Below are 23,998 nucleotides of genomic sequence, written 5' to 3' on the forward strand. Positions count from 1 at the left end.
CCACCTGGGGGCAGATTACCTACGTGTTACTCACCCGTGCGCCGCTTTACCGGGGCCGAAGCCCTTTCTCGCTCGACTTGCATGTGTTAAGCGCGCCGCTAACGTTCGTTCTGAGCCAGGATCAAACTCTCCAGTTAAATCCTGTTGCATCAGACGGTGGCTAAGACCGCCTGACTTGCTCGTCATTGTATGACGTGCGAGGTCGAGCTTACGCTCGCCTTTGGGACCCACGTCACTTCGTAGGCATACAACCCAGTTTTCAAGGACCGAGCCCGGTCGGCGTCCGGTATTTGCTACCGACTTCCGTCCGGAGAACGGGGCGGTATATGCTACCGCTTCCGTCCTTAGTCAACCCGTCTTCGAAATTTCTTTGAAGCGTCGCTTCGCTGAAACCGTCCGCCTGGCGACCTGAAACATCGCCCGTTGCGCACGACGCCGGTCGCTCAGCTCGTTGAACGAGCTTTCTCCCAGCGCTTCGCGTTCGGGCCGCCGCCGAAGCAGCGCGTCCCGAACAGGGCGCGCTTTCTACGTCCCATCGCCGAGATGCGCAAGGACTTTTTTCTGGGAACGACTGGCTTGCCTGGAGATTGCCTGGAGAGCCGCTTCGGGGGCTCGGACGGCCACAGGCTCACCCGGAGAGCCCCGGCCGCGCGGCGGCGCGACGAGCCCCCTTGCTGTCCGCGCCGTCAGTCCAGGAACTGCACGCCGGTCGCTTCGAGCTCGATCTTCGCGACCCGCCCCGTTTGCTTCTCCGCTTCGCCGCGGCAGTTGTCCTTCGCGCCGCAGGCCGCGCCTTCCTCGGCCTCCCCGGGGACCATCTTGCCCTGGACGACCGCTCGGTGACCGGAGGCGTCCTTCGGGACGAAGAAGCTGTGGCCCGCCATCTTGATGTGGGCGCTGCCCGACTCGTCGGCGATCTCCATCCAGCAGCCCATCGACTTGCACACGGCCGACACCACCCCCTCGGTCCGGACGGTCTTTCCGCTGAACTTGCCCGGCTCCTGGAGGAGCACCGGCAGCGGCGTCGTCGAGCTCTCGGTGATGGGCGCGCCGAACTGCTTCTTTTCGAGCTGCGCGATCCCCGCAGCGGACGCCTGCATCGGCGATGCGCCCTCGACGGCAGGGGAAGCCGCGGCCCCGGGGGCCGGCTCGGCGTCGGGCTTGCGCTCGGCGGAACAGCCGAGCTGCGCAAGGACCAGGAGGAAGAGGGAGGCGATGTGCTTGGCGCGCATGGAGACGAGTTTGCCCGACCGGACGAGCCCCTGCCACTGGCCCAGGGGGGACGTGCCGTCTCGGGGACAGAGCACGTCCTGCGCTCCCGCGGCAGCTGGCGGGGGCGCGCGGGCGCAGCAGCTGGCGGGGACGCGCGGACACGGCTGGCGGGGGCGCGCGGGCGCAGCTGGTAGGGGCGCACGGGCGCAGCTGGCGGCTCGGACGCTCACAAAGCCTGCTACAAGGGCGGGCATGCGAACCGCTCGCGCCCGCGCGGGACGAGGCATGGCTGCGTGCGCGATCGCGCTCGCCTGCGCCGCCACCGCGCACGCCGAGGAGCCCGCAGGCGCCGCGGCCTCCCAGGATGCCGCTTCCGCCGACGAGCCCCCGGGACCTCCGCGACCGCCGCTGCCGCCCGCGCCCGCCCGGACGCGCTTGCCGTGGGCCAGGCACATCGAGATCGGCCCCGACCTGGCCCTCGTCAGCCGGGTCGGCTCGAACGACGCCGCGGGCCAGCCGACGGGCGTTCGGCTGAAGCCCGCGGTCGGCCTCGGGCTCCACGCGCGGTGGGAAATCTTCGACTACCTGCGCTTCTCCGCCTTCTTCGTGCACGCCGAGCACGAGCTCGCGCTCCAGGCGGGCGCGCTCGGCCAGCACGGCCCGCTCACGGCAGAGCCACGCGAGGACGGCGCGCCCACGGTGCGCTCGCTCGCGCTCGGCGCGCGCCTCGCGCCCACGCTTCCGCTCAGCGAGCGCGCCCGCTCGTGGCTGTCGGTGGGCATCGGCTACGACCGGTTCGACTTCGACCGCATGCGGGTCTCCGACCCCCGGGGGGAGTTCACCGTTCGCGAGCGCGGCGCCTCGTACGTCGAGATCCCGCTGGGGCTCGGGGTGTCCTTCGACATCATCCGCCGCTGGCTCACGATCGAGCTGGAGACCTCCGGCGCCTTCCTGCTCGGCGGGGGCGGCGACGCCACGCGGGATGGACAGGCGATCGACGCCCAGGGGCGGCGGCGCAACGTCGGCGCGCTGCCGCAGACCCGAGGCTCGTTCGTCCAGACCCTCGGCCTCTCCCTCGTGCTGTGATCGCCGCCGCGCGCGGGCGTGGCAGGCGGCCCTTCCTCCCGCCGCGCTCGCCAGAGCGCCGACGCTCATCCGCGCGCGCGGACAGCCCGACGCGCGGACAGCCCGATGCGCGGACAGCCCGATGCGCGCGCGGACAGACAGATCACTGCCCCCTGCGCCGCCACGCGGGCCCGGTGCGGTGAGCCGCGTCGCGCGGCGAGCTCAGCTGAGGGCCAGCATGCGATCGATCGGGACGCGCGCGCGCTCGCGCAGCTCGGGCGCCATCTCGAGGCGCGGGGCGAGATCGCGCAGCGCGAGATAGACCTTCTCGAGCGTGTTGAGCCGCATGAAGGGGCACTCGTTGCAAGCGCAGTTGCCCTCCGGCGGCCCCTCGATGAACTCCTTCTGCGGCGACGCCTTGCGCATCTGGTGCACGATGCCGCTCTCCGTCGCGACGATGTACTTCGTGGCGTCGTCCGCGATCGTGTACTTGAGCAGCGCGGTCGTCGATCCGATGTAGTCGGCCATCCGCAAGATCGGCTCCTCGCACTCCGGGTGCGCGATGAGCTTCGCGTCCGGGTGGCGCTCGCGCAGCGCGACGATCTTGCGCAGGCTGAAGGTCTCGTGGACGACGCAGCTGCCCTGCCACAGGCGCATCGGGCGACCCGTCCGCTCCACGAGCCAGCGCCCGAGGTTCTTGTCGGGCGCGAAGAGGATCTCCTGCCCCTCGGGGATCGCGCGGACGATCTTCTCCGCGTTCGACGACGTGCAGATGTAGTCGCTCTCCGCCTTCACGTCGGCGGAGCAGTTGATGTACGAGATCGCGACCGCGCCGGGGTACCGGGCGCGCCAGGCGCGGAAGCGGTCGACGGGGCAGCCGTCGGCGAGCGAGCAGCCCGCCGCGAGGTCGGGGACCACGACGATGCGCTCGGGGTTCAGGATCTTCGCCGTCTCGGCCATGAAGTGCACGCCGGCGAACAGGATGACGTCCGCGGTCGTCTTCTTCGCCTGCTGGGCCAGCTGCAGCGAGTCGCCAAGGAAGTCTGCGAGATCCTGGATCTCACCGTCTTGGTAGTAGTGGGCCAGGAGGACGGCGTTCCTCTCCCGCTTCAGGCGGCTGATCTCGTCGTGCAGATCCAGGCGCGGATCGATGGCTGCAGGCTGGGGCGCGGCGCTCGTCATGGCTCCCTAAGGTAGGCACCGCACGCCGCGCTGGCCAGGGCCCCCGAGCCGAGCGGCGCCCGCCGGCGCCCCCGAGCCGAGCGGCGCCCGCCGACGCCCCGAGCCGAGCGGCGCCCGCCGGCGCTCCGAGCCGGAGCAGCGCCCGCCGGCGCCCCCGAACCGAGCCGCGCTCGCCGGCGCCCCCGAGCTCGCCGCATCCATCGTTGACAACGGCCGGCACCGGTTCACGATCGAGGCCCGCGGTGGGCCTGGGGAAGGAGCTCTCGTCGTGGGCGGCCATGCATGTCCCTCCTGATCCCCGTCGCCCTGCTCGCCCTCGTCGTCCCGCTCGTCGTGGCGCTCCTCCGCGCGAATGAGCTATTTTGCGTGCGCGTCGAGGGGCGCAACGTCCGGCTGCTCCGAGGTCGGCTGCCGCAGCGGCTGCTCGACGACATCACGGACGTCCTCCGCGCAGCGCCGGTCGGGCGGGGCGCGGTGCGGGTCGTCGTCGAGGATCGGCGCGCCCGGGTCCACGTGGACGGCGATATCTCCCCAGAGCAGGCTCAGCAGCTGAGGAACACCGTCTCCATGTGGCCGGTTCCGAAGATCCGCGCAGCCCCGAGGCGCCGCGTGGGCGCATGACCCCCTTCGCGCCGACATTTCCACCCTAGCGAGTCAGTCCCGCATGGCCGACGACAACCCCCGAGACAATCCGCCGACCTCCAAACTGGGGCGCCTCGCGCGCCTCGCCGGCCTCGCGCCCCGCACGATCCCCTTCGCCATCGAGGGCGCGAAGCGCGTCCTCGGCGGGACCCGGACCGAGGAGGAGGAGGCCGAAGCGCGGCGGAGGATGGCCCAGGAGGTCAAGAAGACCGCCGAGGCGATGCTGAAGACGCTCGGCGAGATGAAGGGCCTGCCGCTCAAGTTCGGCCAGATGGCGAGCTACATCGACGGGCTCGCGCCGCCGGGATACGAGGAGAAGTTCCAGGCCACGCTGAAGAAGCTGCTCGACAAGGCGCCGCCGCTGTCGCCCGAGGCCGCGGAGCAGATGATCCGCGAGGAGCTCGGCGCCCCGCCCGAGCACGTGTTCGCGGCGTGGGAGCGCGAGCCGTTCGCGGCGGCGAGCATCGGGCAGGTGCACCGGGCCACGACGAAGTCGGGGGAGCGGGTCGCGGTGAAGGTGCAGTACCCCGGCATGGACAGGGCCATCGAGAACGATCTGAAGAGCGTCTCGATGCTCGAGGCGATGATGGCGCCCCTCGCGAAGAAGCTCCACGCGCGGCAGACCGTCGACGAGCTCCGCAAGGTCTTCCTGTCCGAGCTCGACTACGCCCGCGAGGCCGAGATGGCGGACCTGTTCCGCCGCATGAACGCCGGGGACGAGGACGTCAACATCCCCCGGATCCACCACAGCCTCACCACGAGGCGGGTCCTCACGCTCGAGCTCGTCGACGGCATGAGCTACGCCGAGTTCTGCGAGCGCGGCAGCCAGGAAGCGAAGAACCGCGCTGGCCTCTCCATCTGGCGCTTCACCTTCCGCTCGATGCTCAGGTACGGCTGGCTCTACGCCGACCCGCACCCGGGCAACTACCGCTTCCACGAGGATGGCCGGGTCACGATCCTCGATTTCGGCTGCGTGAAGCAGCTCCCGCCCGACCTCGTGGAGGGCATGAAGCGCTACATGCGCGCCGCCATGGACGCGGACTGGAAGGAGTTCGACCGGGCGTGCGTGGAGGTGCTCGGCTACGACCCGGCCGACGAGAGCTGGGATCTCTACAGGAGCTACACGATGGAGCTCATGGTCCCGCTGTGCACGCACGGGACCTGGAAGTGCTCCCCCGAGAAGGCGCGCGAGACCGTGGCGTACCTGACCCGCGGCATCCGTGGGCTCGCCCTCAAGGAGGGAGAGAAGATGCCCACCATCCCCCACGTGCCGAAGATGCCGCAGGACTTCACGTTCGTGAATCGCCTCCAGTGGGGCCTCGCGTCCGTGCTGGCGGGGCTCCGGACCGAGGCGGCGTTCCGGAGGACCATCGATCCCTGGGTGCGCGGCGGGGTGTACCCGATCCCCGATTGAGCGAGGATCGCTGGTAGGCTCGTCGGCGCGGAGAGGCGCGCCGAGGTCGCTTCCGCCGCGGCTCTTACCTTGACCTCGATCCCGCACGCTGTGACATTCGATCGGGGCATGGACGACGAGAGGGCGGCCTGCGAAAGGCGCGTAGGGACCACCCTGCGGGGCAAGTGGACGATCGATCGCCTCCTCGGGATCGGCGGGATGGCCGCCGTCTATGCCGCGACCCACAAGATCGGGCGGCGAGAGGCGATCAAGATCCTGCACCCCGAGGTGGCGCGCTCGAAGGACCTGCGCGCCCGGTTCGAGCGGGAGGCGCAGGCGGTCAATCGGTTCCAGCACCCCGGCGTGGTCGAGATCCGCGACATGGACGTGACCGAGGACGGCGCGCCGTTCCTCGTGATGGAGCTCCTCGACGGCGAGTCGCTCGCCGACCGGCTCCAGCGGCTCGGCAACATCGAGCCGGGCGAGATGCTGCGGTTCATGGACGAGCTGCTCGACGTGCTCGGCGCCGCGCACGAGCAGGGGATCATCCACCGCGACATCAAGCTCGACAACCTCTTCGTCGAGAGGACCGGGCGCCTCAAGGTGCTCGACTTCGGCATCGCCCGCATGCGCGACGGCGTGAAGACGGCGATGCGGACCCGGACGGGCGCGACGCTCGGGACGGTGTCGTACATGGCCCCGGAGCAGGTGCGCGGCATCTCGGTCGACCACAGGGCGGACCTCTTCGCCGTCGGCGCGACCATGTTCCGGGTGATCGCGAAGCGGCGCATCCACGAGGCGCGCACGGAGTCCGAGCTGCTCGTGAAGATGGCGACCGTGGCGGCGCCGCCGCTCGCGAGCGTCGCGCCGGAGACGCCGCAGGGGCTGTGCCTCGTCGTGGACAGGGCGCTCGCGTTCGATCGCGACCGGCGCTACCCGGACGCGCGCACGATGCAGACCGACGTGCGCGCGCTCCTGCACGGAGCGGCGCCGCCGCACGCGTCGGCGCGGCTCGCGGCGGGCGATGTGCCGTCGGCGGGCGCGCCGCAGCTCTCCCCGATGCTGCTGTCGGCTGCTGCCTCGGCGGACGTGCAGGCCGAGCCCCCGCCGCGGCCCGCCGCCCCCTCGGGCGCGAGATGGAATGAGGTGGGCTCGGCGCCCGCGACCGGGCCGGAGCTCGGCCCAGGCAACAGCGGAGCGTCCTCGTGGGACGCCGCCACGATGGCGGCGCCCCGCGCTCCGGGCGGGAGCGCCATGGATGCGGCCCAGGCGCACGGAGGTCACCCCGGCATGGCGCAGGTCGTCCCCGGCGCTCCGAACGGACCGCCGTCGGCCCTGCACCACACCGGCGCTGGCCATGCCGGAGCGCACGGCGCGCCCCCCTCTCGGCAGGGCGCCAGCGCGCCCCACGGCGCGCCCGCGTCGCTCCACAGCACCGGCTCGGGCCTGCACAACACCGGCCCGTCCTACGGCGCGCCCGCATCGGCGCACGGCGCGAGCGCCCCCTACGGCGCGCCCGCGTCGCTCCACAGCACCGGCTCGGGCCTGCACAACACCGGCCCGTCCTACGGCGCGCCCGCATCGGCGCACGGCGCGAGCGCCCCCCACGGGCCGCCTGTCTCGCTCCACAACACCGGCTCGGGCCTGCACAACACCGGCCCGTCCTACGGCGCGCCCGCATCGCTCCACAACACCGGCTCGGCCCCGCACAGCGCCAGCGCGCCCTACGGCGCGCCTGGCCCCCGGCAGAGCGCCGGCGCGCCGCACGGCGCGCCCGCATCGCTCCACAACACCGGCTCGGGCCTGCACAACACCGGCCCGTCCTACGGCGCGCCCGCATCGCTCCACAACACCGGCTCGGCCCCGCACAGCGCCAGCGCGCCCTATGGCGAGCAGCCGGCCGCCGCGTGGGCGCCGCGCCACGCTCAGCCGAAGCTGCCGTCGAAGCTCGTGATCCCGCTCGCGCTCGGCGGCGTGGCGCTCGTGCTCGTCAGCGTGATCGCGGTTTGGCTGGCGCTCCGCGACGGATCCCAGAGCGACGCGGTTCAACACGATCTGCTGCCGGCCCAGAGCGCGAGCGCCGGGCCGACCCAGCTCTCCCCGTCGGAGAGCACCGACGAATCGCGGAGCAACGTGAACGAGCCAGAGACGACGCGCCCGGACGCGCCGCGCGCTCCTGCGAGCGCGCCGCCCGCCAGCACGTTCATCATCGACTTGACCGACAAGAAGCACATCGACTTGACCGATAAGAAGCAGCGCACGAGAAAATCACGCCAGGACTGAAGCCAGAATCGCCGAACATGGAGCTCCGCCCCCTCATGGTGACGAGGACAACCCTGCGCGCTCGATCGATGCTCGTCGGGTCCGCGCTGGTGCTCACGCTCTCGGGAGCGTGCTCGGACCCGGTGCCGATCAGGCCACGCCCCGACGCCGGCGGCGACGGTGGCGGCGGCGACGGTGGCGGAGGAGGAGGCGGAGGCGGCGGCGCGCCGTTCTGCAGCGTCGGCGAGGTGCAGCCCTGCTATCCGGGCCCCGAAGAGACCGAGGGAGTCGGCGTGTGCGCGCCGGGCGTGCGGAGGTGCCAGCCAGACGGCCAGAGCTTCGGCGAGTGCGAAGGGGCCGTGGTCCCTGGGCCCGAGGACTGCGGCACCCCGGTGGACGACGACTGCGACGGCGCGACGAACGAGCCCGACGCAGGTTGCGAGTGTACCCCGGGCCAGGTCAGGACTTGCTACAGCGGCCCCGAGCGGACGAGCGGCGTGGGGCTCTGCGCGGCAGGGCTGCAGATGTGTGACGTCTCGGGCACCTCGTGGCGGCCGTGCAGCGGCGAGGTCACCCCGCAAACGGAGACGTGCACAGACGAGATCGACGAAGACTGCGACGGCTTCGCCTGCAGCGCGCCGCTCTGGGCCGCCCTCTACGGTGACCCGAACACCCAGAGCGCGACCGGCGTCGGCGTCGACGCGCAGGGAAACATCTATATCGGCGGCACCTTCTCGGGGACCATCAACCTGACCGGCAAGGAGACGGGGACCCTCGTCAGCATCGGCACCTCCGACGTGTACGTCGCGAGCTTCGACGCGTCCGGACAGCACCGCTGGAGCGCGAGGTTCGGCGGCAGCGGCGCCGAGACGCTCAACGGGCTCGCGGTGACGCCCGAGGGCAACCTCGTGCTCGGCGGGACGTTCTACGGCTCGTTCGCGTTCGGCGGCACGACGCTGAGCAGCGTCAACGCGCTCGACAGCTTCGTGGTCACGATGAGCGGAGAGAAGGGCGAGCAGGGCTGGGCACGCCAGATCGGCGACGCGGCCGATCAGACGCTGCGATCGATCGCGGTGGACAGGGCCGGAAACATCGTGATCGCCGGCTACTTCAGCGGAAAGCTGCTCTGCTCGGCGCCGCCCGTCCCGGTCTGCGCCGAGAGCGCAGGCGGCACCGATATCTTCGTGCGGAAGTACGATCCGCTCGGCGCCGTCCAGTGGACCAAGATCTACGGAGACGATCGAAACCAGTTCGCCACCGGCGTCGCCGTCGACGGCGAGGGCAGCGTGTTCGTCACCGGCCGGTACAACGGCACCCTGGCCGTCGGCTCCCGGCAGGTGAAGAACACCGGGCTCGGACCGAACCTGTTCGTCCTGAAGCTCGACAGCGGCGGAAACGGCGCCTGGCTCTCGGATTACGGAGACACGTCGTCCCAGACAGGCACCGGGATCGCCGTCGCTCCCTCGGGCGCGGTGCTCGTGACCGGGACGTACATGGGTGAGATCAACTTCGGACCGGCCGGCAGGCTCCCCGCCAACGACGTGCAGACGACGTTCGTGGCGTCGCTCGCCCCCGACGGCTCGCCCGTATGGGCGCGGTGGTTCGCCGGAGACGGCGCGCAGGAGAGCACGTCGATCGTCACGGACGCGGAGAACAACGTGGTCGTGACCGGCTCGGTCCAGGGCGTGATCGACCTCGGCGGCGGGCCGCTGCCCAGCGGCGGCGGCTTCGACGCCTTCGTCGTGAAGCTCGGCCCCGCGGGCAACCACCTCTGGGGGAAGGTGCTCGGCGCCGCCGGCAACCAGAAGTCGAACGCGGCGGCCGTGGCCCCCGGCACGAGGGCCATCGCGCTCTGCGGCGCCGCCGAGGGGAAGATCGACTTCGGCCTCGGCGAGCACGCGGCGAACGGCTCCGACGCGTTCGTCGTGCTCCTGTCGCCGTAGACCGGAGCCGCGGCGCCGGTCACGGAGCGCCGCGAGCGCCAGCGGGGACGAGGTCGACGCGGCCGAGCTCCTCGTTTGTCGCCGCGATGGCGGCGCGGATCGGCTCGCCGACGCCGTAGCGACGGCTCGCGCCGACGAGCGCCTGGGCGGCGACGTCGATCCGATACGGGCCGCCCGGCAGCGCGTCGAGCGCGATCGTGCCCGTCGCCCCGGACTCGACCATCTGGACGACGAGGCCGAACGGCTTGATGGATACGATGTTGCCCTCGATCTCCTCGCCGACGCGGGAGGCGAACAGGCGCGCCACGAGCATCCGGTGCCGCTCCGTCTCGGCCTTGGCGGCGCTCCGCGCGCGCGCGTTCAGGTGAGGGGCGAGCGACGCGAGCGCCTCGGAGTCGACGCGCTGGTCGCGGTGGCCCTGGAGGTAGCGCTTGACCACGCGGTGCACCGCGAGGTCGGCGTAGCGGCGGATCGGCGAGGTGAAGTGCAGGTACAGCGGGGCGCCCAGGCCGAAGTGCAGGCTGGGGACGGCCGTGTAGCGGGCAGGGCCGAGCGCCTTGCCGAGCACGGTGCGGATGGCGGGCGCGAGCTCGGAGCCCCGGTACTGCGCCTCGAACGCCGCGAGGCCGAGCGGGCTCAAGCGCGCGCCGAAGCCGGCCTCGACGCCGAAGTTGTGCGCGAACTGCTCGAGCGCGCGGACGCGATCCTCGGTGGGCTCGTCGTGGACACGAAAGACGCAGGGGAGCCCGCGCGCCACGAGCCAGCGGGCCACGGCCTCGTTCGCCGCCACCATCAGCCGCTCGATGAGGCGGTGCGCGCCGGTGTCGGCGCGCGGCGAGACGCCGGTCGGCTCGCGCGTCTCGGCGTCCAGCGTCACATACGCCTCCTCGCGATCGAGCTCGACGCCGCCGCGCGCCGCGCGGACCGTCGACAGCCGCGCGGCCGCGGTGCGGAGCCAGCGCACGACCGGCCGGGCCGCCTCGGGGATGCCGGCGGAGCGGCCCGTCGTCAGGAACTCCTCGACGGCGTCGTACGAGAGGCGGGCGTGCGAGCGGATCACGCTCTCGTGGAGATCGATCGACGTGATGCCGCCCTCGGGGTCGATCCGCAGCTCGACGGTGACCGCGAGCCGATCGACCCCCGGGAGCAGGCTCGCCGCCTCGCTGGAGATCGCGTCGGGGAGCATCGGGATGACGCGGCCGGCCAGGTAGACGCTCGTGCCCCGGGCGCGGGCCTCGAGATCGAGCGGCGAGCCCTCGGGGACGAACGCGTCCACGTCGGCGATCGAGACGAGGACGCGGAGCGCCCCGTCGGGTCCGGCCGGGAACACGGAGACGGCGTCGTCGATGTCCGTGGTGACGGGCGCGTCGATCGTGACGGTGACGACGTCGCGCAGGTCGCGGCGGCCGCGCGCGAGCTCACGCTCGACCGACACCGCCGCCGCCGCCGCGCGCGACGCCTCGATCACCTCGCCCGCGAACACGGCGCGCACGCCGTTGCGGGCGAGGCAACGCTCGATGCCGAGGTCGGCGCTCGACGCGACGACGCGCGCCGGGACGACCGCCGCACCCTCGATGACGGCGACCACCGCGGCGCCCTCGGGGAGGTCGTCGGCGCTGCCCGGCTTGAACGGCCAGTCCGTGTTGGAGACGAGGCGATCGACCCGGAGGTGCGGCCGCTTCGCGTGCGATACGACCGTCCCGAAGAGCTCGGTGCGATCGCGATGGACGAGGGCGAGCTGCGACGCGCTGAAGCGGCCCGGCTCCGCCTCGACGACCACCGCGTCGACGACGTCGCCGTCAAGGAACGGGTTCAGATCGGGCGGCGTGATGAAGGCGGTCGCCGAGCCCAGGGCAGCCCAGCCCGGCCTGCCCGGCCCCCCCGCCTTCTCCGGAGAGGCCTCGATGTTCAGGAACCCGAAGCCACGGGGGTTGACCGAGATGCGTCCACGAACGGGTGCGTGCATAGCCGCCGAAGGTACGTCAGATCCCGCCGTTTTCGAGCACAAGCTGTCCGCCGACCCCGCAGCAACGCCACAGATTTACTGCCGCACGGCAATTGGGACGCTGCGCGACATCGCGGCCTCGCGCCCCGTGCCGGGATGCGGCCCGGGGCTCAGGGTGCCTCGCGCGCTGCGCTGCGGCGATGGGCGCACGGGCTCGCCGTTCCACGTTCGCCGGGACGCATGTGTGCGCGAGACGCTGCGGCAAAAGTGCCCCCGTGGACGGTCCGCGGCTCCGGATCCGCTTATACTCGGCGCATCGTGGAAGATTCAGGGGACATCATCGAGCTAGCGCGTGTGATGCCTCGGGACCGCTTCGTCCGCCAGGTGACGAACCTGCTCCTCGTGGTGTCCGAGGCTGGTCCGGACAACCAGCAGATCGCCTTCAGGACGGTCGCTGCATCGCCGGCGGCACACCGGAAGCCGCCGCCTCCGCCCGGTCCAGCGAGCGAGGTGCTCCAGATCGTCAAGGCGAAGGGCAATCCCTATCTCGATCAGATCTCGGTGGGCCGCACACGCAACTGCGACGTGGTGCTGCGCCACCCCTCGGTGTCCAAGCTGCACGCGCACTTCCGACGGAACGAGCAGGGGCAGCTCGCGCTCGTCGACAACGGCTCGCAGAACGGGACCCGCGTGAACGGCAAGCTGCTCTCCGAGGGCGAGCCGCAGGAGGTCGCGGTGGGCGACGTGATCCAGTTCGGCCGGCTCACGACCTCGCTGCTCGACGCGGCGAGCCTCTTCGACCTCGTGCGCGAGCAGGCGCGCGCCGCGAGGGACCAGGCGAACCGGTGAGCGCCGCGCGCGGCGCCGCTCAGAACCGGTATCCCACGGCGACGTTCGGGAAGAACATCGTGAACGTGCCGTGGGCCAGCTCCTCGAACACGACCTTCTTGCCCGGCGCGCAGTCGACCGTGGGGTGCGCCTCGTCGCACTCGGCCGCCCCGACCACGTAGGTGTTGCCCGTCTCGAGCGGCGGGCCGTCGACAAGGAAGAAGCCGACGCCGAGGCCCGCGCTGGCGCTGAGGCGCCCGAGCTTCAGCCGGAGCCGGAGCTCGGGCATCGCGAACGGGGCGGCGGAGCGGACGGCCCTGCCCGCGCTCTGCACGGCCACGCCGACGGTCCTCTGCGCGTCGGACGCCGTGCCGGTCACCTCGTCGCGCATCTCGGCCAGCACCACGCCGAGCCCGAGCGCGCCGCCGACGTCGAGCCATGACGACAGCCCGTAGTGATAGCTGCCGCCGACGATCACCGTCACGCCGGCCAGACCGATGTCGTCGTGAAAGCTGTACCGGATGGGGAGCCTGACGTCGCCCCCGCCCGGAGCGGCGTACGTCGCGTCGAGCGAGCGATCGAGCGACGTGTGGAGGCTCAGGTACCCGGCCGTGAGCTCGATGGCGGCGCCGATCGGGAACTCGTAGCTGCCGCGCACGCCGGCGAGGACGCCGGACGGGCGCGAGATGCCCGAGCAGCTGAAGCTGCCGCAGCTCCGCTCGGCGTCGCTCTCGAGCGACGAGGCGAAGGCGTAGCCGCCGGTCGCCTCCAGCCGGAAGATGCCGACCCTCCGACCCCAGCGCGGGTGCGCGTCGTCGATGGCGAGCGGCAGGACGATGTCGCCCCTCGTCGTCTTGTCGACGGTCGCGCGGAGCGTGCGCGCGAAATAGCCCGGCTCGTGCGCCTCGAAGGTGTGGCGCCCGAGCGGCAGCGCCCCCCGCCACTGCCCCTTGCCGACCGGGACGCCGTCGATGGTCAGATCCGCGCTCAGCGGCTGGGCGACGACGCGGACCTCGTCGCCCAGCGGCCCCGCCTCGACGGTGGCGACGGCGAGCTGCCCCGCGATGACGTTCGCCTCGCGGGGCGCAGAGCCGAAATCACCTTTGCGCACCGAGTAGAAGTGCGGGCCAGGCGCGAGCGCGCCCTCCCACGGCAGCTGCCCGATCAGCGCGCCGTCGATGGTGAGATCGGCGCCGACGAGCCGCTCGTCCTCGATCTTCAGCCGGCCCGTGCTGGCGAGCGGATCGAGCTTCGCGTCCACCGACGTGGTCTCGGCGACCCTGACGGTCAGGATCCTCTCGAACGTGTGCCAGCCGTCCTTGACGACGCGGAGCGTGTGACCCCCGGGGAGCAGCCGGATCGGGCCGGCGAGCGGCAGCCGACCGCGCGGCCTCCCGTCGATGAGCACCAGGCCGTCGACGTTCGACGAGACGACGACGCTGCCGATCCGCGCCCGCAGCGCGGCGATCGCGGACGCGACGCTCCGGCGCTCCGGCTCGCCGAGGTCCGCGCGGAGCTCGGTGAGCAGCGCCTCGTAGAGCTCGAGCGCCTCGTCGTAACGCCCGAGCTGATCGAGACAGAACGCCGCGTTGAGGGTGTTGGGCACCGACGCGACGATCTCACGCGACCTCAGGTAGAGCTCGAGCGCGCGCTGGAAGTCGCCGATCTTGCGCAGCTCGTTCCCCTCCTGGAAGAGCGCCTTGGCACGGGCGAGCGCCTCGTCGGCCGACGCGGCGGAGGCGGGCGGCTCGGGTGGCGCGCCCGGGGCAGGCGCCGCCGCCGGCGCGGGCTGCGCGCGGGCCGGCGACGCGGGCGCCGCGCTCGCCGCGGCGAGCGCGCACGCCGCGAAGGCGCGCCGGATGGCGCGACGGGCGCGCGGCCTCGGGCTCACCACCGGTCGACCGGCACCACCGCGGTCGGAGCCGGCGAAGCTGCAGGCGCCCCCGTGGAGGAGGGCGTGGCAACGTCGTCCGAGGCAGGGGCGCCGCGCGGGGCGCGGCTCTTCTTGTCACGGCGCGGGGCCGGCTCGGAGACCGCGACCGATGCAGAAGCGGCCGGCGCGAGCGACGGGAGATCGATGCGATCCGGGCGGAGCCTGCCGTCGCTGAGCATGAACACCGTCTCCTTCGTGGTGGCGCCGCCGCGGCTCACCTCGATCTCGAACGTGTCGCCGGCCTTGCCCGTCAGGTCGAGCCGGCCATCGTTGACCGGGCGCGCCGCGCCGTTGACCCGCGCCGTCGCCTCCTTGGGGAGCGTCACGACCGCGGTGAAAGGCGCGGGCGTCGGCGCCGGCGCAGGCGCAACGGGCAGCGCGGGCTCGCTCGGCGCGGCGGGCGTCGCGCGACCCCCATCGCCCGTGGAGGCGCGCAGCGCGAGGCCGCCGCCGATCGCGGCGAGGGCGACCGCCGTGACAGCCGCCCCGACGAAGCGCCTCCGCGCCGCGCCGGACGGCGCGCTCACCGCCGTGAAGGAGCTGCCGCCGATGGAGCGCTCCTCCCCCTCGATCGATCGCAAAAGCTTGGACTCGCGGCGCAGCGCGGAGATCGGGGTGGCGCCGGCGCGCCGCTCCGGGTCGATGCCCCGGAGCTGATCCAGCGTGACGGGGCCAGCGCCGTCCGCGTGCGGCTCGAGCGCGGCGATCAGCTCCTCCATGCTCTGCCAGCGCTCCGCAGGATCCCGCTGGAGGCCGCGGTGAACGATGGCCGAGAGGGCCGGAGAGACCCACGGCGCGGCCCCGCCGAGCGGCGGGACGCGCTCGGTGCAGATCGCGAGGAGGAGCTCGGCGAGCGAGGCGTCGGGATCCCAGGGGCAGCTCCCGCAGAGCGCCTGGTACAGCGAGACCGACAGGCTCCAGATATCGGAGCGGTGATCGACGTCCTTCGCCATCTTCGCCTGCTCGGGGGACATGTAGATCGGCGACCCGAGCACGCCGCCGGCGCGCGTGAGCTCGTGCGAGACGCCATCGCCGGTGCGCTTCGCGATGCCGAAATCGCACACCTTGACCACGATCCGGCGATCGGTCGACGAGGGCGGGCGGATGGATCCGGACGGACGGCGGCCCGACGGCGGCGGGCGGACGGAGCCGGGTGAGCGGCGGCCCGACGGCGGCGCCGCTGCGAGCGAGCCGCGCTGGGTGGACGGCGGCGCCGAAGCGAGCGAGCCGCGCCGGGTGGACGGCGGCCCCGAAGCGAGCGAGCCGAGCCGGGTGGACGGCGGCGCCACCGAGGGTGACGGTCGCTGGGCCGCGCCCTCGTACGGCACGTGCAGGAAGAGGTTCGCCGGCTTGATGTCCCGGTGCACGATCCCCTCGGCGTGCGCCGCCGCGAGCCCGCGCGCCGCCTGGATGAACACGCGCACGGTCGGCGCCGGCTCCAGCGGCCCGCGCATCCTGAGGAGCTTGGCGAGGTCGACGCCGTGCAGGAGCTCCATGACGATGAACGGCGTCGCGAGCGTGAGATCCGTCCCGAGCTCGAACGTCTTGACCACGTGGGGGCTCTGGATCGCGGTCACCGCCCGCGCCTCGCGGATGAAGCGGCGCACGGCGTGGTCGTCCTGCCCGACGGCGCTCTTGAAGATCACCTTGGCCGCGACCCGCCGCCCCTCGGGCGACTCCGCCTCGTAGACGGCGCCCATCCCGCCGCGCCCGAGCAGCCGGCGCACCGCGTACCGGCCGCCGAGCTCGCGGCCGACCAGCGGATCGGTCTCGGCGCCGGCGCGCTCGGCGATGGCCTCGCGCAGCTCGGGATCGAGCGGCCTCAGCATGTCGATGGTGATGCGCTCCTCGCCACCCGAGACGGCGCGCAGCGCCTCGGCGAACGCCTCGATCGACGGATAACGCCGGTCCACGTCGCTGTGCAGCGCGAGCGAGAGCGCGGTCGCGAGGCGCGCCTCGATCCACGGGGCGCGATCTTGGATCGACGGGAGCTGCGTGAGGGAAGACGCCGCCGCGTCCGCCGCCGTATCGGTCGGGTCGAGCTCGGCCGTGTCCGGCGTGATGTCGAGCTCGGCCCACGGCGAGACGCCGCAGAGCATCTCGTAGAGCGTCGCCGCCAGGCCGAACACGTCACCTCGGACATCGGCGGAGCGGTCCCGCGGCCCCGACTCGTCGCGCAGAGGGCCGGTGCTCCTCGCCTTGCCAGGGGCGGAGGTGGCCGTGTCGCAGCCCTTCGAGAGCCCGAAGCCGAAGACGCGGACAAGGATCTCTCCGCTCGGGAGGTGCTCCAGGAAGATGCGCGGCGGCCGCACGTCGCGGTAGACGAGGCCCGCGGCGTGCACCGCCGAGAGCCCCGCGGCGGCCTGGAGCGCGATCCGCACGGCGATCTCGGGCGCGAGCGGGCCCGTCTCGGCGAGCAGGGCGGCGACGTCGGTCCCGTCGAGCAGCGGCATCACGAGGTAGGCGAGATCTCGCTCGAGGTCGTGGCCGGCGTCGACGATGGGGACGACATGCGCGTTGTCGAGCTTCGCGGTGACGCTCGCCTCGCGGGTGAGCCGCGACAGCGTGTCCTCGGTGACGACCTCGGGCCGCAAGACCTTCAGCGCGACGCGGCGGCCTGAGGGGCCCCGGGCCTCGAACACGACACCGAACCCCTGCGCGGAGAGGACGCGGGCGATCCGATATCCGCCGGTGAGCGCGCCCCCAACGAGCGCCGTCGGATCCGCCAGAGGTGCTGTCCGGCCCATGCGCTCAAGCATACGACGGCCCATCGCGCCCCACAAAGCATCAGTGTCGCGCGACGTCGGAGGGGCGCTGCGCAAGGGCGCCGCACGGACGCGGAGCGCCGGCCACACACCTACAGCGCCGCCACGCCCGCCGCGCCGCGGCGCGCCCCGGCGCGCCCGCCGAATGTAGGCGCGACTACCGCAGATAACGCGATGAACAGACCGCCGTATACGCAAGAACACGGGAGGGCACGCGAGGACACGCAAGAGCACGAGAGGAGACGCGAGGACACTCAGTAAGCCCTTTGAATCATGGAATATTCATCTAATTTGCCTTGCCGATCGTCAGGTCACGACGTTAGATTCCCATCATCCGATTCACCACCGCTCGGTCAGGATCTGGGCAGGACTGGTTGATCTCTCGCGCGCACACCGACGCGCGCCTCCCCCGCCGGGGGACCTGGAGGCACCATGACCCTGCGATCCCTCGGGCGCGCGCTCGCCGCCCTGACGGCATGTCTCGTTCTCACGCTCCTCCTGGCGCGACCGGCGCACGCCAAGGGCTCTTCCGTCGATGAGCGGCTCGCCAAGGTGCTCGCCCGACACGGCTTCACCGGAGAGATCGAGTCGACGCTGGAGTCGCGGCTCGGCCGGAAGCTCGACAAGAAGCTCGCGAAGCTCGGGCGTGACCTGTTCTTCGACAGCCTCCTCGGCCTGAACGACGACAACTCGTGCTCTGGCTGCCACGCGCCTTCTGCGGGCTTCGCCGACACGCAGTCGATCGCCATCGGCATCGAGAACAACGGCGTCGTCGGGCCGCACCGCACAGGGCCGCGCAACCAGCGCCGCGCGCCCACCGTCGTCAACACGGCCTTCTATCCCACGCTGATGTGGAACTCGCGGTTCTTCGCGGTGTCCGGCGACCCCTTCGACAACAGCCAGGGGTTCTCGTTCACCGCGCCGGAGGGGATGTCGCTCTCTTCCCTGCCGCACCTCCTCGACGCCCAGGCGTTCATCCCGCCGACCGAGATCACCGAGATGACCGGGCACAAGGCGCCGCCGTCGCACGACGTCGTGCGCGAGGAGGTCACGGCGCGCGTGAACGACGTGAAGGCGTACCGCAAGCGCTTCAGCAAGAGCTTCCGGGCGGTGAAGCGAGGCGACGACATCACCTACGAGATGATCGCGGCCGCCATCGCGGAGTTCGAGATGTCGCTCACGCTCGCGAACGCGCCCATCGACAGGTTCGCCCGGGGCCGCCGGAACGCGATGACGCTCGAGCAGAAGCGCGGCGCGCTGCTCTTCTTCGGCGAGGCGGGGTGCGTCAAGTGCCACGCGGTGTCGGGGGAGTCGAACGAGATGTTCAGCGACTTCCAGCAGCACGCCATCGGCGTGCCGCAGATCGCGCCGACCGACGATCCGGCGCTCTCGAACGTGGTGTTCGACGGCCCGAACGCAGATGAGGACTTCGGCCTGGAGCAGGTCACGGGCAACCAGGCCGACCGGTACAAGTTCAGGACCTCGCCGCTGCGCAACGTCGCCCTCCAGCCCACGTTCTTCCACAACGGCTCGTTCACGTCGCTCGAGGGCGCCATCCGCCACCACCTCGACGTCTACACGTCGGCCACGGAGTACACGAACGAGCACCTCGCCCCCGATCTCCAGGGTGAGATGGGCCCGCTCGCCCCCGTCCTCGCCGCCGTCGACCCGCTGCTGCAGCAGCCGATCGACCTCACGGAGGAGGAGATCGGCTGGCTCTGCGCCTTCGTGGGGGAGGCGCTGCTCGACCCGCGCGCGACCCCGGAGCGGCTCGAGGCGCTCATCCCGGAGGAGCTCCCGAGCGGGCGCGAGGTCCACGACTTCGAGTAGCCGCGGGCCGGGCAGGCGTTGCTCACCGGGTCGAGGCGCCCGCGGGCACCTCGGCTCAGCCGCGGTCCAGGCAGCTGTTCAGGGACTCCTTCTGGATGCTGCACTCCTCGTCGTACTTCGCGGGATCGCAGCTGTCCTCGGCGTGGTTGCGACACTCGAGGTACGACTCCCAGGCATCGTGGCAGCCAGCGTCCTCCGCGGCCTCCGTATCGGCGCTGCAGGTCGCGAGGCAGCTCTCCTCCGTCGTGGGGTCGCCCGGACACTCCACGGCTTGCTCACAGAGCTCGGGGCAACCCTCCTCGCCGTGACTCTCGCTGCAGCCCAGGGCGACGAGGGCGAGGACCATCATTGTCATCACCTTCATCGGGCCAGCGTATCACGAGCGCGGCGCCGCGCGCGGGCGCGGCCCGGGTGGGCGCCGGGGGGAGGCGCCGCAGCCCGGGCGGCGCGCAGGCATCGACCGGCCGCCCTCCCGCCCGGGGAGGACGCGGCTCAAGGCAGCAGCCGAGAGAGGAGGCTCCACTTCGCCGAACGACCGGACTTCATGGCGAGGACGGTGGTCACCCCGATGACCCCCGCCGTGAGGGCGATGTTGAGCGGCCCCATGGCGCCGAGGAGCTGCTTTCGCGCCGCAGCCTTCGCGGGCGGGCGCTGCGCCGGCGCTTCGCCCTCCTCGAGGAGGGGCGCAGCGCGGTCAGGCGCCTCTTCGCTCATCTGCCGTCCGCCCACCATGCTGGCGATGCTCGTCGCGAGCGTCGCGCCGAGGAGGATATCCTTCAGGCGCACCAGATCGCGGGTCTCCCGGTCGATCGATCGCCCCGAGATCATCGTCCGCCCGATGAACCAGGTCGCCGCGGCGGTGCCGAGCGAGATCGCGCTGACGAGGTTGTACCGCTGCCAGGCATCCGAGAGCACCTTGCCCCGCTCGGCCTCGGAATGGATGTCCTTGACCGCCTGGCGCAACGCCAGCCGGCCGAAGAGGGGGCCGCCGAACCCCGCGGCCAGACCGAGCTCATGCAGCACCCATGCAGACGTCGAGAGTGTAGCCATGTCGTTCCACCTCGCCGCGACGCTCCAAGCAAGATCGTGCCCAGGGCCCGACGGCGCGCCGTGATCCAGGGCGTCGCAGGCGCGCCGCCTCGGCAGCGAGCGGCGCCTTCGCCTGGTCGGGCGAGCGGACGCCCGGCCGCCCGAGCGCACGAGGCTCCGCCGCGCCGCTCCGCTCCGCGCCACGCCGGCCTGGGGGTCGACGGTACGCCCTCGCTCGAGCGCGGGCGCGGGCGAGAGGACGCCGCCCAAAGACACGCGAGCGCGCCTGGGTAAGCGGCGGCGATGGCCCCCGCCCAAGACACTTGACTTCGTGGACCGACACACCAGAACGTGCGCGCCGTGTCATCGAACGCAGCGGCCATCAAAAAGCGGTTCTCGAAAGAGCTCCTGTGTTCCATGGCGCTCTTCGCGTTCTCGGCGGGCGCCGCCTGGCTCTGCGTCCTCGATATCGTGCTCAAGCAGCCTGTCGCGGTCGATTTCAAGTCGTTCTACGCGGCTGCCGTCGCGGCCAGTCGCGGCCTCGACGTTTACGACGTCAAGGTCCTCGAGGCGATCGCCACGGAGATGCGTCTCCCGCGCGGCCCGACGTACCCTTACCTGTATCCGCCGTTCTTCGCGCACGCCTTCTCGTGGCTCGCCCGCCTGCGCCCGAGCGCCGCCCAGCAGGTCTGGTCCACCATCGCCGTGTGCAGCTACGGCCTGGCCGCGACGTTCGCCGTGGCCGCGATCCGCCGCGCGACGCCGCCGGCGCTCGGCGCGGTCCGCCGGCCGGCGATCCCGACGCTCCTGATCGCGTTCATCGCCTTCCTCGCGTGGACCCTCAACCTGCGCAACTGCGTCGGGATGGGGCAGATCAACCCGCTGGTCCTGCTGTTCATCTGCGCCGCGCTCGCGCTCTCGATCTCACGCAAAGACGCCGCCGCGGGGCTCGCCCTCGCGGTCGCCGCGGGGATCAAGGTCACCCCGGTGCTGCTCGCGATCCCCTGGGTCATCGAGCGGCGCTTTCGCGCCCTCACCGGGCTCGCCGCGGGGCTCGTCGCCCTCGTCCTGTTGAGCCTGCCGTTCGGCGCCGCGCCGGCGTGGATCGAGTTCCTTCGGCGGCTGCCGCGCATGTCCCACGGCGCCAAGATCCCAGGCCTCTTCGACCCGGGGACGACGCCGAATTTCTCGGTCGCCGGCTTCTACGCGCGGCTCTTCGGCGAGCACGCGACGGCCATCAAGGTGGCCTCGTGGATCACGCTCCTGCTCCTCCTCGGCGGCGTGCTCGCGCTGGGCGGCCGCTCCCCCTCGCCGTCGCGCTCGCTGCGGATGCTCCTGCCGCTGCTCGTCACGATGATCGTGGCGAGCCCGTTCACCTACGTGCACCACGTGCTCTTCCTCTTCCCGGCCGCGCTCTACGCGCTGGACCGCGCGGCGAAGCAGGAGCGCTCGGTCGAGATGGGCGCGCTCGTGGTCCTGCTCCCGCTCGCCACCGTCGACTTTCCGTACATCTATTCGCGCTTCAAGGGGCCTCTGCCTCAGCTCGCGCTCTCGATGAACCTGTATGTGCTGCTCGCGATCTACGCGCTCGGCATGTTGATGCTCTGGCAGGAGCGGCGCGAGGAGGCGACCGCGCGCGAGGCGCTCGCGGCGGCGGGCGACGGCGAGGCGACGGAGGCCCCGGCCGCCCCCCGCCCCTAGGACGCCCCGTCAGCGCGCGCCGGCGTTCGGCAGGGCGGCCGCGAGGTCGGCCCCGCCGCGCCGAGGAGCGGCGTTGCCCGGCGCGACCTCACGTCGACAGGGAGGTCGCGCCGGCGCGCAGCACGGCATTCCCGCGAGCGCCGTTGAACTCTCGTTCGGCGGATGAGCCCCCCTCGGCGACGAGCGCGGCGGCTGCGGGGCGGAGCACGTCGGCCAGAGCCTGCTGCCGCAGCCGGTGGAGCTCGTCCGCCGCGAGGAACCCGTGGGAGGGCGGGAGATCGCGGTCTGCGGTGCCCGCCGCCTCGGAGCCGACCTGATCGAGCGCGCGCGCGAAGACCGCGGCGACGCGCTCTCGCAGGCCCGCGCCGCCCGTCGTGACGGCCCAGCGGATGAACGCCCAGGCGAGCTCTGCGTGGCGCGCCTCGTCGCGCGCGATCGCCTGGAGCGCCATGCGCACCGCCGGAGGCTGCGCCGCTTGCGCCGCGACCTCCGCCTCGATGGCCGAGAGGGTCTCTCCGACGCAGCCCTCCACGACGGTGGCGAGCGTGAGGGCCTCGAGCGAGGCGATGTCGTCGAGCGCGCCGTGCAGGGGCAGCGGGCCGACGCCCACCGGCTCCCCCGCGTACGCCGAGGCGATCGCGAGCGCGAGGCGCGCGTGCCGCACCTCGTCGATCGCCGCGCGGTGCGCCGCTTCGAGCAGCTGGGGAGGCGCGCCCTGCGCCATCAGCGCGAGCGCGAAGCGGCCGAAGGAGGCGACCGAGGCGTGCTCGTTCCGGCCGCGCTCGGCCCAGCGCCGGGCGAGCTCGCGGCGCTCGGCCGGCGAGAGCGCGCTCCGATCGGCGTCCGCGAGCGCTCCCTGGAAGCGCTCCCACGCGGTCTCGGACCAGGCGCTCTGGCCGCGCGCGAGCGGCGCGACGCGCGGCTCGCCCCGGACCAGGAGAGGCCGCCCTTCACAGGCGATGGAGCCGACGAGGTAGCAGCAGCTCGCCGGATCCGAGGCCGTGCGGTTCGCGTACGGGCCCTGAATCCACCCGACCCCGCCCTCGCCGTCGGCGCTGCACGTGCACGTCCCCGAGCCGGGCGGCAGGTCCTGGATGTGCGGCGGAGCCTCGGAGGCCGCAGGGCAGGCGCCGCCGACCGGCGCCGTGCAATGCACCTCGTAACAGCACTGGCCATAATAGCCACCATCGTGAAACGGCCCGACGCAGGTCGGATCCGGATAGGGATCGAGCGGCGCCGAGGCGTCGGGAGGGTCGACTTCACCGCCTCCGCCGGCCGCCGACGTCGCGCCTCCAGACGAGCTCGAGCCGGAGCCGACCCCCGACGTCGCACCTTCAGGCGAGCTCGAGCTGGAGCTCGACTCCGACGTTCCACCCTCAGACGAGGTCGCGCTGGCGCCGGACTCGACGTGCGTGCCGCAGCCGGACCCGCACACGACGGCAAGGCTCGCGCCCCACTGGGACGCAACCAGGATTCGACGCAGGAAGGTTCGCATGGACGGCGCCAAGCAAGGCATGTACCGAGCGGACACACGTGTTTTAGGCCGCCGGGGGGACCCCGCCGTGCCAGCGTGTGCCATCGTCGTCCCCCGTCGCCATGCTCGCGGCCCATGCCGCAGGTGAGGCCTTATGCGGATCGTGCTCGATAGCTCCGTCGCCATCGCCTCGATGAAGCCCAGAGAGCCCGGGCACGCGGACGCGCTCGCCTTTCTCGAGCGCGCCCGCGCGGCCGTGGCCGCGGGCGCGGCGCGCGTGCTCGCGCCGCCCGAGTTATGGCTGGAGGTGTACGTCGCCGAGCAACGGCTCGCGGCGTCGCGACGGGCCGCGCCCGCGGACACGAACCCTCTGGGAGGCCTCGCGATCGAGCTGGTCGCGCCCGCGGACACGGGCGCCATCGTGGAGTTCCTCGACCAGCTGACGAGGCGCATGCGCGGCCGCAGGCCCTTCGCCAACGCGACCGACCTCATCTATCTGTGGGCGGCCCACCGCGCGGATGCGACCGTGGTGACGCTCGACGAAGGGCTCCTCAAGTACCACGGTGTCGTCAGCGACGTGACACGGCCGCAGCACGTTCGGTTCGGACGCGGATAACGCGTCGCAGCGCGTGGCAGTGCATTTCGCGACATCCGTCGTCACGGCGATGTCGAAGAACAGCCACCCTGGGCAGTCGCGTCGCAACATTACACTCTGTGCATACTCACTTGCGCACCCGGCGAGCCCAGCTATCCCTGAGCGTCGCAGCGGAGCGCGCGGAGCTCGCGAGCCTGGG

Annotated in this window: 17 protein-coding genes and 1 rRNA gene (1 of these 18 only partly in view); 9 read left to right on the plus strand and 9 right to left on the minus strand. The window is 72.3% G+C overall.

Annotated features, from left to right (window positions below; all coding sequences use genetic code 11):
- A 16S ribosomal RNA gene (locus tag WME90_RS38845) occupies positions 1 to 137 on the minus strand; it reaches 1,420 nt to the left of the window's first position.
- Positions 138 to 686: 549 nt separating this feature from the next.
- Positions 687 to 1,307, minus strand: a complete 621-nt coding sequence (locus WME90_RS38850; protein WP_437277120.1) for a DUF4920 domain-containing protein — start codon at positions 1,305 to 1,307, stop codon at positions 687 to 689.
- Positions 1,308 to 1,497: 190 nt separating this feature from the next.
- Here WME90_RS38850 and WME90_RS38855 point away from each other — a divergent pair, with 190 nt between their 5' ends.
- On the plus strand, positions 1,498 to 2,298 hold the full coding sequence (locus WME90_RS38855) for a hypothetical protein (RefSeq protein ID WP_437277121.1): 801 nt from the start codon (positions 1,498 to 1,500) through the stop codon (positions 2,296 to 2,298).
- 201 nt (positions 2,299 to 2,499) lie between these two features.
- Here the strand turns inward: WME90_RS38855 and nadA are convergent, their stop codons facing one another.
- Positions 2,500 to 3,459, minus strand: coding sequence for a quinolinate synthase NadA (gene nadA / locus WME90_RS38860; RefSeq protein WP_437277122.1), 960 nt, complete (start codon positions 3,457 to 3,459; stop codon positions 2,500 to 2,502).
- A gap of 282 nt (positions 3,460 to 3,741) precedes the next feature.
- On the opposite strand from nadA, the gene WME90_RS38865 reads away from it, so the two are divergent.
- From WME90_RS38865 to WME90_RS38880, 4 genes are all read left to right on the plus strand, one after another.
- Positions 3,742 to 4,080, plus strand: coding sequence for a DUF3634 family protein (locus WME90_RS38865; protein ID WP_437277123.1), 339 nt, complete (start codon positions 3,742 to 3,744; stop codon positions 4,078 to 4,080).
- Positions 4,081 to 4,123: 43 nt separating this feature from the next.
- Complete coding sequence (locus WME90_RS38870) at positions 4,124 to 5,515, plus strand: ABC1 kinase family protein (protein ID WP_437277124.1); 1,392 nt, start codon at positions 4,124 to 4,126, stop codon at positions 5,513 to 5,515.
- Between the two features lie 108 nt (positions 5,516 to 5,623).
- Positions 5,624 to 7,777 carry a protein kinase domain-containing protein gene (locus WME90_RS38875; RefSeq protein ID WP_437277125.1) on the plus strand — a complete coding sequence of 718 codons (2,154 nt, stop codon included), beginning with the start codon at positions 5,624 to 5,626 and terminating at the stop codon, positions 7,775 to 7,777.
- A gap of 17 nt (positions 7,778 to 7,794) precedes the next feature.
- A complete protein-coding gene (locus tag WME90_RS38880; protein WP_437277126.1) occupies positions 7,795 to 9,699 on the plus strand; it encodes a hypothetical protein in 1,905 nt (634 codons plus the stop codon).
- Between the two features lie 19 nt (positions 9,700 to 9,718).
- Here the strand turns inward: WME90_RS38880 and WME90_RS38885 are convergent, their stop codons facing one another.
- Positions 9,719 to 11,665, minus strand: coding sequence for a ribonuclease R family protein (locus WME90_RS38885; RefSeq protein WP_437277127.1), 1,947 nt, complete (start codon positions 11,663 to 11,665; stop codon positions 9,719 to 9,721).
- Between the two features lie 336 nt (positions 11,666 to 12,001).
- On the opposite strand from WME90_RS38885, the gene WME90_RS38890 reads away from it, so the two are divergent.
- Positions 12,002 to 12,493 (plus strand): FHA domain-containing protein, encoded by a 492-nt coding sequence (locus WME90_RS38890; RefSeq protein WP_437283721.1) that lies wholly within the window; start codon positions 12,002 to 12,004, stop codon positions 12,491 to 12,493.
- A gap of 19 nt (positions 12,494 to 12,512) precedes the next feature.
- On the opposite strand, the gene WME90_RS38895 is transcribed toward WME90_RS38890, so the two are convergent.
- Together WME90_RS38895 and WME90_RS38900 are read right to left on the minus strand one after the other, a co-directional pair.
- Positions 12,513 to 14,363, minus strand: coding sequence for a PEGA domain-containing protein (locus WME90_RS38895; protein ID WP_437277128.1), 1,851 nt, complete (start codon positions 14,361 to 14,363; stop codon positions 12,513 to 12,515).
- On the minus strand, positions 14,360 to 17,152 hold the full coding sequence (locus WME90_RS38900; RefSeq protein ID WP_437277129.1) for a protein kinase domain-containing protein: 2,793 nt from the start codon (positions 17,150 to 17,152) through the stop codon (positions 14,360 to 14,362). Before WME90_RS38900 ends, WME90_RS38895 begins: the two co-directional genes overlap by 4 nt.
- Positions 17,153 to 17,602: 450 nt before the next feature.
- Here WME90_RS38900 and WME90_RS38905 point away from each other — a divergent pair, with 450 nt between their 5' ends.
- Complete coding sequence (locus WME90_RS38905) at positions 17,603 to 19,000, plus strand: cytochrome-c peroxidase (protein ID WP_437277130.1); 1,398 nt, start codon at positions 17,603 to 17,605, stop codon at positions 18,998 to 19,000.
- A gap of 55 nt (positions 19,001 to 19,055) precedes the next feature.
- Here the strand turns inward: WME90_RS38905 and WME90_RS38910 are convergent, their stop codons facing one another.
- Complete coding sequence (locus WME90_RS38910) at positions 19,056 to 19,364, minus strand: hypothetical protein (protein ID WP_437277131.1); 309 nt, start codon at positions 19,362 to 19,364, stop codon at positions 19,056 to 19,058.
- 128 nt (positions 19,365 to 19,492) lie between these two features.
- Positions 19,493 to 20,050 (minus strand): hypothetical protein, encoded by a 558-nt coding sequence (locus WME90_RS38915; protein WP_437277132.1) that lies wholly within the window; start codon positions 20,048 to 20,050, stop codon positions 19,493 to 19,495.
- A gap of 339 nt (positions 20,051 to 20,389) precedes the next feature.
- Between WME90_RS38915 and WME90_RS38920 the strand changes: the two genes are divergently transcribed.
- On the plus strand, positions 20,390 to 21,730 hold the full coding sequence (locus WME90_RS38920; protein WP_437277133.1) for a glycosyltransferase family 87 protein: 1,341 nt from the start codon (positions 20,390 to 20,392) through the stop codon (positions 21,728 to 21,730).
- An 88-nt stretch (positions 21,731 to 21,818) separates the two neighbouring features.
- On the opposite strand, the gene WME90_RS38925 is transcribed toward WME90_RS38920, so the two are convergent.
- Complete coding sequence (locus WME90_RS38925) at positions 21,819 to 23,225, minus strand: hypothetical protein (protein ID WP_437277134.1); 1,407 nt, start codon at positions 23,223 to 23,225, stop codon at positions 21,819 to 21,821.
- Positions 23,226 to 23,358: 133 nt separating this feature from the next.
- Here WME90_RS38925 and WME90_RS38930 point away from each other — a divergent pair, with 133 nt between their 5' ends.
- Positions 23,359 to 23,820, plus strand: a complete 462-nt coding sequence (locus WME90_RS38930; RefSeq protein ID WP_437277135.1) for a PIN domain-containing protein — start codon at positions 23,359 to 23,361, stop codon at positions 23,818 to 23,820.
- Positions 23,821 to 23,998: the final 178 nt, after the last annotated feature.

The sequence above is a fragment of the Sorangium sp. So ce375 genome (genome assembly GCF_051473855.1).
GTDB lineage: Bacteria > Myxococcota_A > Polyangia > Polyangiales > Polyangiaceae > Sorangium.